Origin of the sequence: Pseudomonas sp. RA_15y_Pfl1_P11 (genome assembly GCF_963970975.1) — a bacterium.
Classification (GTDB): Bacteria; Pseudomonadota; Gammaproteobacteria; order Pseudomonadales; family Pseudomonadaceae; genus Aquipseudomonas; species Aquipseudomonas tritici.
Map to the genome: position 1 here is coordinate 144,965 of NZ_CAXAOY010000010.1, position 14,117 is coordinate 159,081.

Annotated in this window: 10 protein-coding genes and 1 pseudogene; 7 read left to right on the plus strand and 4 right to left on the minus strand. The window is 62.5% G+C overall.

Going from position 1 to position 14,117, the window contains the following annotated elements:
- The first annotated feature begins 263 nt into the window (after window positions 1–263).
- The 5 genes from AACY44_RS14940 to AACY44_RS14960 all read left to right on the plus strand — a co-directional run bounded on the left by AACY44_RS14940 (window position 264) and on the right by AACY44_RS14960 (window position 6,748).
- A complete protein-coding gene (locus AACY44_RS14940; RefSeq protein ID WP_339530527.1) occupies window positions 264–2,777 on the plus strand; it encodes a TonB-dependent receptor in 2,514 nt (837 codons plus the stop codon).
- A gap of 142 nt (window positions 2,778–2,919) precedes the next feature.
- Window positions 2,920–4,785, plus strand: a complete 1,866-nt coding sequence (locus AACY44_RS14945; protein WP_339420411.1) for a phytase — start codon at window positions 2,920–2,922, stop codon at window positions 4,783–4,785.
- A 47-nt stretch (window positions 4,786–4,832) separates the two neighbouring features.
- Window positions 4,833–5,525, plus strand: coding sequence for a protein TolQ (gene tolQ / locus AACY44_RS14950; protein WP_339530529.1), 693 nt, complete (start codon window positions 4,833–4,835; stop codon window positions 5,523–5,525).
- Between the two features lie 15 nt (window positions 5,526–5,540).
- A complete protein-coding gene (gene tolR, locus AACY44_RS14955) occupies window positions 5,541–5,987 on the plus strand; it encodes a protein TolR (RefSeq protein WP_339420414.1) in 447 nt (148 codons plus the stop codon).
- The gene (locus tag AACY44_RS14960; RefSeq protein ID WP_339530532.1) at window positions 5,984–6,748 is read left to right on the plus strand and encodes an energy transducer TonB; all 765 of its coding nucleotides are present in this window, start codon (window positions 5,984–5,986) and stop codon (window positions 6,746–6,748) included. The genes tolR and AACY44_RS14960 overlap by 4 nt, the downstream gene beginning before the upstream one ends.
- Window positions 6,749–6,810: 62 nt before the next feature.
- Here the strand turns inward: AACY44_RS14960 and AACY44_RS14965 are convergent.
- The 3 genes and pseudogenes from AACY44_RS14965 to AACY44_RS14975 all read right to left on the minus strand — a co-directional run.
- Window positions 6,811–7,279 (minus strand): annotated as a pseudogene (locus tag AACY44_RS14965) (NAD(P)-dependent oxidoreductase); the annotation flags it as partial.
- 107 nt (window positions 7,280–7,386) lie between these two features.
- Window positions 7,387–7,773, minus strand: a complete 387-nt coding sequence (locus tag AACY44_RS14970; RefSeq protein WP_339436545.1) for a hypothetical protein — start codon at window positions 7,771–7,773, stop codon at window positions 7,387–7,389.
- A 146-nt stretch (window positions 7,774–7,919) separates the two neighbouring features.
- Window positions 7,920–8,642, minus strand: coding sequence for a pirin family protein (locus tag AACY44_RS14975; RefSeq protein ID WP_339457391.1), 723 nt, complete (start codon window positions 8,640–8,642; stop codon window positions 7,920–7,922).
- A 179-nt stretch (window positions 8,643–8,821) separates the two neighbouring features.
- Between AACY44_RS14975 and AACY44_RS14980 the strand changes: the two genes are divergently transcribed.
- Window positions 8,822–9,772, plus strand: coding sequence for a GlxA family transcriptional regulator (locus AACY44_RS14980; protein ID WP_339457393.1), 951 nt, complete (start codon window positions 8,822–8,824; stop codon window positions 9,770–9,772).
- Between the two features lie 95 nt (window positions 9,773–9,867).
- On the plus strand, window positions 9,868–11,391 hold the full coding sequence (locus AACY44_RS14985) for a winged helix-turn-helix domain-containing protein (RefSeq protein WP_339530535.1): 1,524 nt from the start codon (window positions 9,868–9,870) through the stop codon (window positions 11,389–11,391).
- Here the strand turns inward: AACY44_RS14985 and AACY44_RS14990 are convergent.
- A complete protein-coding gene (locus tag AACY44_RS14990) occupies window positions 11,338–14,100 on the minus strand; it encodes an ATP-binding protein (protein ID WP_339436547.1) in 2,763 nt (920 codons plus the stop codon). The two genes, AACY44_RS14985 and AACY44_RS14990, sit on opposite strands and share 54 nt — an antisense overlap.
- Window positions 14,101–14,117 lie beyond the last annotated feature (17 nt).

A 14,117-nucleotide genomic window follows, 5' to 3' on the forward strand; every position in this document is an offset into this window, starting at 1 on the left:
GCGTGACGGTGGGGAGGGGTCGAATCAGCTCACGGCATAAACACAATCCACAGGCAAACACCGTTCAAATGTGGGAGCGAGCAAGCCCGCACAGTTTGACCGAGGTCATTTCAGCTCATTTGTATGCTCGAACTCGCGCTAAACCCCGGTTTAAGGGCTTCACACGTCAGACCTGTCACAGAATCGTCATCCCCCACCCCTAGCGTGCCCTCCCAGTTGCCGGGCCTCTTGCCTGGCGCCAACGGATTCTTGGGGAGGATTGCATGTACAAGCGCACCGGGCTCGTCAGCTTCACGCTTACTGCCTTGACCCTGGCGATGGCCAGCGAGCGGCTGAACGCAGCCGAGGCCACCAACACCGAGCACGTCGAAGTGATCGGCCAGGCTGCTGCCATTGACCAGGCGCTCAAGGAACAGCGCAGTGCCGACAGCATCAAGAGCGTGGTGCATGCTGACGGCGTGGCACAGTTGCCGGATGAAAACGTCGCCGAAGCGGCGCAGCGTCTGCCCGGTATCAGCGTCGAGCGCGACCAGGGCGAAGGGCGCTTCGTCAGCGTGCGTGGCCTGGGCCCGGACCTCAATAGCGTCACCATCAACGGCACCCTGGTGCCCGCCCCGGAAAGTGCCCGCCGTGCCGTGGCCCTGGATGTGTTGCCGTCGGAGTTGGTGCAGTCGCTGTCGGTGATCAAGACACTCACCCCGGACATGGACGCCAACTCCCTTGGCGGAACCGTTGACGTGCAAAGCCTCTCGGCCTTCGATCACAAAGGCCTGTTCTACACCGGCAGCACCGAAGCCAGCTACGACAAGAATACAAGCCAGACCAGCCCGAAATTCTCCGGCGCCGCCAGCAACCGTTTCAGCCTTGGCGACGGCATCGACAACTTCGGCGTGGCCGCAGCGCTGAGCTGGCAGAAGCGTGACTTCGGCTCGGACAACGTCGAAACCGGCGGCGCCTGGGACTTCACCAACGGCGCCAAGCTCAATGAATTCGAACAACGCGACTACGACATCAGCCGCGAACGCGCGGGCGGCGGCCTGAACTTCGACTACAAACCCGATGACCTCAGCAGCTACTACCTGCGCACCCTGTACAGCCGCTACAAAGACACCGAGACCCGCAACTCCACCAGCCTCGAATTTGCCGACCCCCAAGCGCCCGGCGAGCTGGGCGATGCCGAGGCCAAGCGCAAGCTGAAAAACCGTGAAGAAACCCAGGAAATCCAGTCCTACGTGTTCGGCGGCGAACGCATGTTTGGCCTGTGGACCCTGAGCGGCCAGGCCGGCTACAGCCAGTCCAGCGAAGACAGCCCGGCGCACATCGCTGGCGCTACGTTCGACGGCGGCGACGTTGCCAACAGCGGCTTCTACGACAAGGACAAGCCACGCCCGATCATCGGCAGCGGCTTCTACGACGCCAGAAACTTCACCCTCGACAAAGTCGATTGGGAAAAACAGAACACCAAGGACACCGAGAAAAACCTGCGCCTGGACCTGGCCCGCGACTACGACCTGAGCGGCTATGCGTCCCAGGTCAAATTCGGCGGCAAGGTCAGCCGCCGCAATAAGGACAACGACCTGGAGGCCTGGGTCTACCAAGACTTCGATACCTTCGGCTTTACGGCCGACTCGCTCAACCTCTCCCAGTTCCAGAAGGGCAACGTCGACTACCGCCTCGGCAACTACGGCCCCGGCATCAGCGCCAGCGGCATCAAGCAACTGATCGGCAGCCTCAACGCTGCGGATTTCTATGACGAGACCGAATCGCGGGTCAACGACTACACCATCAGCGAAGACATCAACGCCGGCTACTTGATGAATACCGTCGACATTGATGACTGGCGCTTCATCGCCGGCCTGCGCTACGAGGGTACCGAGTTCGAAGCCAAGGGCACCGGTGCCACCGACGGCGCGTTCACTGCCACCGAAACCAAGCGGCGCTATCACCACTGGCTGCCGGGCCTGCATGCGCGTTACCGGATCGACAAGAACACGCAAGTACGTGCCGCCTGGACCAAATCCGTGGTGCGCCCAACCTTTGGCCAATTGGCTCCGGGTTTTGTGATCGACGATGACGAAGCCACCTTTGGCAACCCGGACCTCAAGCCCCTGGAGTCGAGCAACCTGGACCTGGGCATTGAGCACTTCATGGGGCGCGCGGGCACCGTCTCGGCGTTCGTGTTCTACAAAGACATCAAGAATTTCGTCTATAACACCGACGTAGCGGGCACCGGCGCCTGGACCAACTTCGCCGAGGCGCACACCTACGCCAATGGCGACAGCGCCAAGCTGTACGGCCTGGAACTGGCCTACTCACAGAAGTTCGACTGGCTGGCCGCGCCCTGGAATGGCCTGCTGATCGGCGCCAACAGCACCTTCAGCCGCTCCAGTGCGAATATCGAAGGCTTTGATGCCGCCAGCGGTTCCAGCCGCAAACGCGACATCAGCCTGCCCAACCAGTCCGACACCGTGGGCAACCTGATGCTCGGCTGGGAGGACGACACGCTCAGCCTGCGCCTGTCGGCCAACTACAAATCGGCTTACCTCTACGAGCTGGCCTCGATCAACGACAAGGCCCATGACCTGCACGTTGATGCGCAGACCTTTGTCGACTTCAGCGCGCGCTACTCGCTGACCAAGAACCTGCAAGTCAGCTTCGAGGCCCAGAACCTCACCGATGAGTCGTACTTCGTCTACACCGGCCACCGCAGCTACAACGGCCAGTACGAGGAGTACGGCCCCACCTACAAAGTGGGCCTGACCTTTACCCATTTCTAATAAGTACTGCATTTCAAAATGTGGGCGCTGGCTTGCCTGCGATTTCATCGACGGTGTCTGCCTGACACAACAAGGTGTCTGCATCGCAGGCAAGCCAGCTCCCACCGTTGATCTTCACTGTGTTCGAAGGATTTGTTTGTTCATGAGAATTTCCAAGCTGTATTTGCTGATGGCCCTGGCCTCCTGTGGCCACGTAGTCGCCGCCGATCTGGCCCTGGCCCCTTGGGCACCAAGGCTCAACGCCGAAGCGATTGCCTTCCTGCCCAACGCCACCGAACGCCTCGCTGCCAGCCCCCGCGACGGCCTGCAATTGCTCGATAGCAAAGGCGTGGAACTGGCTCGCTTCAAAGGCAATTTCACCGGCCTTGACACCCGCGCCGCCGGCGCCCAGGTGTTGGTGGCCAGCCTCGACAACGACCGCCAGCAAGCGCTGCTGGTCAGCCTTGATCCTTCGCGCAAAAGCTTTGGTAAGCCGCTGTACCTGCCCACCCGCGACTACGCGGTGAACGGCCTGTGCCTGTACCGCGACGCGGCGGCCAACCTGTATGTGTTCCTGGTAGGCGAGGAGGGCAAGGGCGAGCAATGGCTGGTGGGTAACGGTTCGACGCTGGTGAGCGAGCCACAACGCGTACGCGGTGTGCCGCTGCCGCCCTCGGCGCAGTTCTGCCAGGTGGATGATGCCACCCAACAATTGGTCGTCAATGAAGAAAACGTCGGCTGGTGGGCTTACCCGGCGCACCCTGAGGCTGAGGTAAAACGCACGCCCGTGGCGCTGTTCGACAATCCCAAGCGCGAAGCCGGCGCTATGGCGTTGGTGTCGGGCGCAGTGGTCGCGCTTGATCCGAAGACCGCCCAACTGCACCTGTTCCAACACAACGGTGAGCGTTGGATCGAACACGCCAGCCTGACGCTGCCGGGTCTCAAAGAACCGGAGCAACTGACCATCAATGGCCAGCAAGTGCTGGTGCGTGATGACGACACTGGCAAGCTTTACCAAGGCACAGTCAACTGGCAGGCCAAGCCGGTGACGGTGGAGCCAGTGCTACCTGAAGTCGCTGCTGTGCGCCAAACCGACCCGGTCGGCCGCCAGGGCGATGCGGCGGATGACCCGGCAATCTGGATTCACCCCGAGCAACCCGAGAGAAGCCGCGTGCTCGGCACCAACAAGAAGCAGGGCCTGCTGGCCTATGACCTCGACGGCAAGCTGTTGCAGGAACTGGCGGTCGGTCGGCTGAACAACGTCGATGTCCGTCCCAACTTCAAGCTCGGCGCTCAAACGGTCGACCTCGCCGTGGCGAGCAACCGCGATCACAACAGCCTGAGCCTGTTCAGCATCGACCGCACAACCGGCGAGCTGCGCGAAGCCGGTGAAGTGCCCACGCCGCTCAAGGAAATCTACGGCATCTGCCTGTTCCAGCCCGCCAGCGGTGAGATCTACGCGATCGCCAACGGCAAGGACGGCACCTTCCTGCAATACCGCCTGAGCGCGCCGGACGGTCGGGTGCAGGGCAAGCTGGTGCGCCAGTTCAAAGTCGACAGTCAACCCGAAGGCTGCGTGGCTGACGACCAGCGCCAGCGTCTTTTCCTGGGAGAGGAAGACGTGGGTGTGTGGGCGGTGGATGCCCGCGGCGACCAACCCGCCACGCTCACCAGCGTGATCAAGGTCGGCCCGCAACTGCATGCGGATGTCGAGGGGCTGGCGCTGTACCAGAGTAATGAGCGTGACTACCTGGTGATTTCCAGCCAGGGCAATGACAGCTACCTGGTGGTGGATGCCGAACCGCCGTTTGCCATGCACGGTGCATTCCGCGTCGGCCTGAATGCGGCTGCCGGGATCGACGGCGCATCGGAAACCGATGGCCTGGAAGTCACCGCCATTAACCTCGGCGGGCCGTGGAGCAAAGGCATGCTGGTGGTGCAGGACGGGCGCAAGCGCATGCCCGAGCAGACCCAGAACTTCAAGTTTGTGCCGTGGGCCGATGTCACTCGCGCGCTGAAATTGCCGTGAAGCGTCATCTACCCGTCATCACTTTTTAATCGAATAGGAGCTCACCAATGCACGCGACGATGGAACATATGACGATCTGGGGTTTGATCAGCGACGCCAGCCTGCTGGTCAAGGCGGTGATGGTCACTTTGCTGCTGGCGTCCTTACTCAGTTGGTACTTGATTATTCAGCGCGCCAGTGTGCTGCGGCGCCTGGAGCGCCAGTTGAAAGGCTTTGTGCCGCGCTTTCGTGCTGCGCCTGACCTGCAACCGCTGTACCGCGAAACTGTGCAGGCCGGCGAGGGTGGTATTGCGCCGATTTTCATCGCTGGGGTACAGGAATACCAGCATCTGCACGGTCATGATCCGGCCGTGCTGGAAGGTGTCGAACGCGCCTTGCAGGTGGCGATCACCGAGCAGGAAATCGAGCTTGAAAAAGGCCTGCAATTCCTGGCGACCGTGGGCTCGGTGAGCCCCTACATCGGCTTGTTCGGCACCGTATGGGGCATCATGAACTCCTTTATCGGCTTGTCCCAGGTGCAGCAGGCCACATTGTCGACGGTGGCGCCGGGTATCGCCGAGGCGCTGATTGCCACGGCCATTGGTCTGTTTGCGGCCATCCCGGCGGTGATCGCCTACAACCGCTTCGCGGCGCGTGGCCAGACCTTGCTCACCCGCTACTACGCCTTCGGCAATGAACTGCAAGTGCACCTGCACCGCACCTTGCGCGGTACGCCGATCAACCTGGCCGTGGCCGCCTGAACAAGGAGCAAGCCGATGTTAACCAGGCCGCAACGCAAGCACGGGCCCAAGGCCGAGATGAACGTGGTGCCCTATATCGACGTGATGCTGGTGCTGCTAGTCATCTTCATGGTCACCGCGCCGATGCTCACCCAGGGCGTAAAGATTGAACTGCCCAAGGTCGCCGCCGAGGCACTGGCCACCGACACGCGCCAGCAAATCCTCACGCTGTCCGTCAAGGCCGATGGCAGCTACTACTGGAACCTCGGGGGCGAACTCGACACCCAACACCAGACCGACAGTGCCGTGAGCCTGGATGAAATGGGCGCCAAGATCTCGCAGGTGGTGGCGGCGCGCAGCGACACTCAGGTGTACATCCGCGCTGACGATAACGCCGGCTACGGACGTGTGGTATCGGCCATGGCGGTGTTGCAGAAGGGTGGTGTCAGCAACCTGGGGCTGGTGACCGAGGCCCCGCAATGACGGCGATGATCATGCACAGTCCAACATTGACGGTGGCACCCCGGGAGGCTTCCGGGTTCTGGAGAAACAGCTTCGCGGCAGGCCTGGCGGTGGCCCTGCATGTTGGCGTGGTGGCGGCGCTGATGCTGGGTTGGTCGGCCGAGAAGCCGGTGGTGGAGGCGCCGAGGGTGATGCATACGCAATTGGTGATGCCGCCGCCGGCACCGGCTCCCTTGCCTGAACCAGTGGTCGTTGCAGCTCCACCAACGCCGGAGCCCGTTGTCGTGCCTGTGCCGGTGAAGCCTACGGTTGACCCTCAGATCCAGGCGCAGAAACTTGAGAAAGCCGCCTTGGCGCGCAAACGGGTCGAGGAAAAGAAGGTCGCGCAGCAACAGGAACGTTTAGCCACCGAGCAGCGCAACCGCGAGCTGGAACAACAACGCCTGACCCAGGAGCGCCTCGCCGCTGAACGTGCACGCCCCGCACCCCCGGCGCCCGCGCCTGCGTTTGACAGCCGCCAATACCAGCCCTTGAGCAAGGAAGCGCCGGACTACCCCGAGCGTGCCCTGGACAAGAACGTCGAAGGCGACTGCTCGGTGGAATACACCGTCAACATTCAGGGCCGTGTGGAAAACCCCAAGGTGTTGGAGGGCTGCCACCCTCTGTTCATGCGACCGTCATTGGCGGCGGCAAATACCTTCCGCTACCAGCCAAGGATTGTCGATGGAAAACCCGTGCCCGTGCCGGCAGTGCGCAACACCTTCCACTACCGCATCAAATGATTGCTCAGAGACACCTCAATCAATGTGGGAGCAGGCAAGCCAGCGCCCACATGTTTACCGTGTCAGGCGTTAGCTGGGTTCGCCAGTTCGCTACCGGAAATAAGCCGGTCCAGATCTGCCAGGAATGTACCGGCAATCTCCTGCTTGCTGTTTGTCGAAATCACCGAAGTCTGCGGCGATAACCTCACCCTCGGATGCGTATACAACGAATGCTTACCCGGTAACGGCTCCGGCTCGGTCACACCCATTGACGCGAGCCCGACCTGCCGGTTATCCAGTGCCTCCAACAGCGCTTCCTGATCCAGCAGCCCACCCCGTGCAATGTTGAGCACTGCCCAGCACATCACGGTTGATGATATGGCGCTTGGCCTCGGTCAGCGGCGCAGCCACCATCAAGTGATCGGCGCGGGCGAACAGGTCGTGTATATCCTTGGCGGCTTCCACTCCCGCGCTGAATGGCGCCTGGCTTTGGCGCAGCGCCACAACGTTGACCCCCAACGCCAGGGCCTTATGCGCCAGGCTTTCGCCAATTCAGGTCGGCAAGTCGGTGTTGTGGGTGGACCGTGAGTTGCATTAATAGCGGGCGAAAAAAAACCGGCTGATCAGGCCGGTTTGGGGTTCCCGCAAGCAGCGGGAGGTTAAGCGTTGTTGCCTTGTAGACGATCAGCACCGCCTTCAGCCAGACCGCGTTCTTGCAGACGATCAGCACCGCCTTCAGCCAGACCGCGCTCTTGCAGACGATCAGCACCGCCTTCGGCCAGACCGCGTTCTTGCAGACGATCAGCACCGCCTTCAGCCAGACCGCGCTCTTGCAGACGATCAGCACCGCCTTCAGCCAGACCGCGTTCTTGCAAGCGATCAGCACCGCCTTCGGCGACACGGCGTTCCAGCAGGCGGTCCGAACCACCCTCTGCAACACGACTTTCGATCAGGCGATCCGAACCGCCTTCAGCCACCACGGGGTGAGCAAATGCGTTTGCAGCAAGTACCGAGAAAGCGAGGCTAAGCAAGATTTGGCGTTTCATGATGGTGTGCTCCGAGTGTTTTAGTTTGGGTGTTGCCTGGTATGGGTTTGATGGTACGCGTTGCATTTTTTAAGAGAACTTCATTGGGCTGATGGTGACTATCGACGCCAGCGATGGCTCGTGTTGCCGGGCCATCGCGGGGCCGGTCATGGCATCTGCGGCAATTCCTGGGGGCGCAGGTCGAACACCAGCACCTCGGCGTCTTCACCCTGGCTCAGGCGCAGCTGCCGCTCATCCCGTACCCGAGCGCCATCGCCTTCCTGCAAGCGCTGGCCGTTCACTTCAACGCTGCCCCGGGCCACATGGATGTACACGTGGCGATCCGGCGGCAGGTCCAGAGTTGCGGCTTCGTCACCGTTGAACAGCCCGGCATACACCCGTGCGTCCTGGCGCACGCTGAGGGAGCCGTCGTTGCCCTCTGGCGAGATGATCAGTTGCAGACGCCCACGTTTCTGCGCCTCGCTAAAGTGCTCCTGCTGGTAGCGCGGCTCGGCACCGGCCACGGCGGGCACGATCCAGATTTGCAGGAAGTGCACGCCACGGCTTTGGCTGTGGTTGAACTCGCTGTGGGCCACGCCGCTGCCGGCGCTCATCAGTTGCACATCGCCAGGGCGGATCACCGAGCCGGTGCCCAGAGTGTCCTTGTGTTCCAGGGCGCCCTCGAGCACGTAGGAGAAAATCTCCATGTCGCGGTGTGGGTGCTGGCCGAAGCCTTTGCCAGCGGCGACGCGGTCATCGTTGATCACCAGCAGGTCGGAAAACCCTTGTTCATTCGGGTTCCAGTAGCTGGCGAACGAGAAGGTGTGGAACGACTTCAACCAACCGTGATTGGCGGCGCCGCGTTCGGAAGCTTTGCGAAGGGTCAGCATGGTCTTGTCCTCAAGTGGGAGCGGGCTGCGACATGCAGGGCTCCGTCGTTGAGAAAGAGGTTAATGGTTACTATCTGATTGATTAAGAAGGTGAATTCTGAATAACTGTCTCTTATCAGTTGACAGTTGCAGGCATGGCATAATGTCCGCCGTTTCCTTTTTGATGGATCTTTTCCCAAATGAAAACCGTGGCCATGGCGCTGTTTCCGGACTTTCTCCTGCTCGACATGGCCGGACCGCTCGAAGTGTTCTCCATTGCCAACCGCTACCTGCCGGTAGCGGCGCACTACCAGATCCTCACCATCGGCACCGAGCCCGGCCCGCTGCGTGCTTCCAACGGCGTGATGGTGCAGACCGATCTGCTGCTGGATCAGGCCCAGGATGCCTACGATCTGCTGCTGGTGCCCGGCGGGCCCGGTGCCTATAACGAATGCCACCCCGTGCTGTTGCGGTGGCTCAAGGCAGCTGCCCCGAGGGCGCGGCGCTTCGGCTCGATATGCACCGGGGCGTTCGTGCTGGGGCATGCAGGCCTGCTTGACGAGCACCGTGTGACGACCCATTGGCACTACACCGAACGGCTGATCAGGGCGTTCCCCAAGGCGATTGTCGAGACGGATCGAATCTACTTGCAGGACGGGCGCTTGATGACCTCGGGTGGCGTCACGGCCGGTATCGACTTGGCGCTGTCGGTGGTCGCCCAGGACCATGGCAAGCAAGTCGCGGTGGACGTGGCCAAGGTGCTGCTGGTGGTGATGAAGCGCCAGGGCGGCCAAGCACAGTTCAGCCCGATGACAGCAGCGGTTGCGCCCCAGGAAACTGCGATTACCCGCGTGCAGAACCATGTCCTGGAGCATTTGGAGCAACCCTTCACCATCGAGTCCATGGCCGAGCTGGCCGGCATGAGCGCACGCCATTTTGCGCGGGTGTTTGCCAAGGATGTGCAGATGACGCCCATGGCGTTCCTGCAAGGTGCACGCATCGACCGCGCCCGGCAGTTGCTGGAATCCACCGATCTGCCGCTCAAGACCGTGGCTTTCCACGCAGGCTTTGGCAGCGTGCGGCATATGCGCTTTTTGTTCAGTGAGAAACTGGGCCTCAACCCGACCCAATACCGACAGCAGTTCAGTTAACGGCAGAATGTCCGTCTCGCGCACTCGATTGTCCGTGTCGCTCCCCGTTCCAGCATTGTCCTGTCATCGCCAACTGGCAAGATAGCGTCAAGCCCATGGAAAAGGATGCGCAAACGCCCAAGGCCGGGTGTTTCAGCGCGATTACCCACATGAATAATCCTCTGGCGATTGACGCTGATGGCACGGTCCGCTTCGGCGCCTATGTCTTTCACCGGCAACAGCGGTTGGTCAGCAAGGCTGGCTGGCCGGTGCCTCTGGGCGGACGCGCGCTGGATATCCTCACGGCGCTGCTCGAGGCGCCTGGGCAGTACATCAGCAAGGCCACCCTGATCGAGCGGGTCTGGCCGAACAGCGTGGTGGAAGAAAACAACTTGCGCGTGCACATCGCCGCACTGCGTCGCGCCCTCGATGGGCAACGCTTCATTCTCAACGACCCGCAGCGCGGCTACTGTTTCGCAGCACCTGTACAGGGCGCGGTACACGCCGTGCTGCCCCGGCACAATCTGGCGGCACGGCTCAGCCCTGTGATTGGCTGCGATGAACTGTTGGGTGTGCTGGTGCGGCGCCTGTCGGGGCAGCGCCTGATGACCCTCACCGGGTGCGCCGGCGTAGGCAAGAGCACCGTGGCCCTGGCGCTGGCCGAACGTGTATTGCCGCGCTATCGGGACGGTGTGTGGTGGGTCGATCTGGCCACTGTGGAAGCGCCGATGAGTATGCTGCGCCACCTGGCCACCGCGCTGAACCTTGAAACGGGCGCCAGCGCTACCGAGTTGAGCCGTCAATTGACCTCCCGCCAGTTGTTGCTGGTGCTCGACGGCGCCGACCTTTTGCTCGGCGCGTGCCGTCAGCTGGTGCGGGTACTACGCGAAACAGCGCCTCAAGTCAGTGTGCTGGTGAGTAGTCGTGAGGCCCTGCAAGTTCACGGCGAATGGGTGCAACGCGTGCCCCGGTTGGCGGTGCCTGCACCGTCGGCACTGAGCAGTGTTGAACAGGCGATGGCCTACCCGGCCGTGCAGTTGTTCGTCGCCCGCGGGCGTGCCAGTCAACAGGGCTTTGTGTTGCGGCCCCAGGACCTGGTGCCGCTGCGGGATATCTGCCGACGCCTGGATGGCATTCCCCTGGCCCTGGAACTGGCTGCCGCTCAAGTGGACGCCCTGGGTGTGCGCGGTCTGCAGCAGCAACTGTGCAGGGGCTTGCAAGTGCTGATCCGCGGCCGCCGTACGGCAGTGGAACGTCACCAATCCCTGACCGCCGCCCTCGACTGGACCTGCGAGCGCCTGAGCCTGCCGGAGCGCTGGCTGTTCCTGCAATTGGGGTTGTTCAAGATGGCGGTGACCTTGCCCACCTTGAGTGAACTGGTCGCCGGCACCGAGCTGGAACACGCCGATCTGTCCTACCTGCTGGGGCGTCTTGTCGGCATGTCGTTGCTGACCCTCGAACCCGGCCCCGGCAACCCGCGTTACCGTCTGCTCAATTGCGTGCGCAGCTATGCCTTGGCACAACTGCGCGATCCGGAGCAGGTGACGCGTTTGCAGCAGGGTTATGGACATTACCTGGGACCGTTTTCAGGCCGGCCGTTTGTCCTCAAGCTCGTCGAGCAGGCTGCGTACGCGAACTAGGTCCTGGGTGGCGAAGCCTTCGGTGAATCGCGCGTAGGTTGAACTCAACAGGTCGCGCGCAGCTTGCTCGCGACCTTGGGGCAGCCACAGCTGCGCCAATGATGTCGCGCAACGCAGCTCCCAGGCGAGCGCGCCTTGCTGGTGCGCCATCGCCAGAGCATCGTGCAGCAGTGTTTCGGCCGCGTGGGTATCCGCCATGCTGTCGGCGCGTACTCGCAGAATTTCCGGCGCGCACCAGCCCGCGCTGCCTGTGCGTGCACGTTCGAAGGCAGGCTCATCGACCGAGTGTGCACCCAGCGTGATCAGGATGTCCTCGATCAGCCCCAAGCCTTGCCAGTCTTTATGCCCGAGGATGCCGGCGTAGTGCCCCGCCCAAGTCTGGAACAGTAGCACCGAATGCTTGTGCGCGTGTTCCTGCAACAGTGCCTGCAGCGTCTGGGCGTTGTCCTCTTCACCGTTGTAGCGGGCGATCATCACGCCTGCCAGGGCCAGGGTGTAGCAGATGGAGGTGCCATGATTGATTTGCAGCGCCAGTTCCAACGCTTGGCTGGCGGTACGCCAGGCTTGCTCGGGGAAACCTTGCAGCCAGAGGATTCGCGCTAATACAGTCAGGGAGGCAACGTTTTGGTCGTATTGCACGCCAATCCCGTGGGCGAACCGGTTGAGGTGGCCGCTGTGCGCCATGCGCTGGATCAATTGTTCGACGTTATGCCGGGCGAGTGCCTGATTGCCGTTGTAGTGCTGCGCCAATACCCGCAGGCGTTGGGCGCTCAAGCCCAGCAGCGGGTCGGTGCGTGGGTCGAGGCGATCAAATTGCATGCTCTGCGCCAGCGCCTGGCGATAGCGGCCTGCGCACAAGTTCACCGCCATTTGCCCGGAGATGGCGCGCATTTGGCCAGCGACATCCTGGCGCTCCTCAGCCAGGCGTTGAGCCCCGACAAAGGCCGCGATAGTCTGGGGAGCAGCCCCCATGGCGTGGTAAGACAGGCTGCCCAGCGCCAATTGCAGTTGCATCTTCAACTGAGTGCAGGGTGTACGGACCTGCTCAATCAATGCCAGCGCCTTGCCCACATACAAACCGTGTTCCCGGAGCAACGATAACTCTTGCCAGAGCGGCATTGCGCTGACCGTCAAGCGGATAGCCAGCAGGTTTTCACCGCCCGGTGCGAGCCCCCAGTCGAGCGCGGCGCGGACGTCTTCGCGCAGCGGCGCATAGCGGTCGATCCAGGGCTGGGTCGCGATCAGCTCCCAATCGCCGCGCGCCTGTTCCATCAGTGCCAGGCAGCGCGCTGCATGGCGCTCGCGCGTGGCGTCGAGCTCATGGGCAACGCTGAGTTTTTCCAGGGCGTAGGTGCGCGTGATGTCCAGCAGGCGATAGCCCATCTCGTCATCACCGGCCTCCACATTGAGCAAGGATTTGGCCACCAATTGCGTGATCGAGCCCAGCACCTCAGCCGGCGCCACCTGTTCCCCGGCAATCACCGCCGCGGCGCTCGCCAGGCTGAACCCACCCCGGAACACCGCCAGGCGCCGCAGGCAGACTTGCTCGCAGGCGGTCAGCAGGTCAAAGCTCCAGTCCAGCGTGGCGCGCAGGGTCTGATGCCGCGGCAGCGCACTGCGTCGGCCACGGGTGAGCAGGCGGAAGTTGTCTTCCATCTGCACCAGTAGCCCGGGCAGGCCGAAGCGTTCGATTTGCGCCGCCACCAGTTCGATCGCCAGGGGGATGCCGTCCAGACGCTGACAGATATCAATCGCCAGCGGCAGTTCGGTTTCACTCAGTTCAAAACTGTCCTGATGGGACATGGCCCGCTCGATCAACAATTGCAGGGCCGGGTAGCCCAGCGCCTGGGCGCGGTTACCGGTGGCAGGCGGGCAGGCCAGGGGTTCCAGACGCTGCACGTACTCGCCCTCGGCGCGCAATGCCTCGCGGCTGGTGGCCAGGATGTTCAGCCTGGGCGCGTGGCGCAGCAAGGTTTCGCTGATCAGGGCGATGTCATCGAGCAGGTGTTCGCAGTTGTCGATCACCAGCAGCAACTGGCGCTCCTGCAAACTGCGGGCGAACGTGGCCAATGGTTCGTGCTCGACGTGGGTCAGGTCGAGCAGGACGGCGAGATTGGGCAGGATCATCGACGGCGCGCTCAGCGGCGCCAGGTCGAGCAAGCGAATACCATCGCGGTAATGTCCGATCAGCAATTCCGCCACGCGCAAGGCGACAGTGGTCTTGCCGATACCGCCGGTGCCGGTCAGGGTGATGAAGCGTTGTTCGGGCAGTTGTTGCACCAGGCTGTCGATCAGGGCATGGCGGCCGATCATCCGGGTGCGGCGCAAGGGCAGGTTGTGGCACGGGCTTTGGGGAGCGCCGTCGGTGGGTATCGTCATCGGTTCGATGCTCAGTGGCGCAACAAAACTGTAGCCGCGCTGGGCCACAGTGACGATATAGCGCTGCCCGGCCTGGCCGTCGCCCAAGGCCTTGCGCAACGCCGCCATGTGCACGCGCAGGTTGCCGTCCTCCACCACGCTTTTCGGCCAGACCCGGGCGATCAGTTCCTGCTTGCTCACCACATTGCCGGCCTGCTCCAGCAGGATCAGCAGGATATCCACTGCCCGCCGTCCCAGGCGCAACGGGCGACCCGCCTCCAGCACCAGGCGTTGGCGCGGGTGGATGCGGTAGGGGCCGAAATGCACGGCTTGATCGCTGAGGTCACTCATCGGTGGCCATGCTCGGG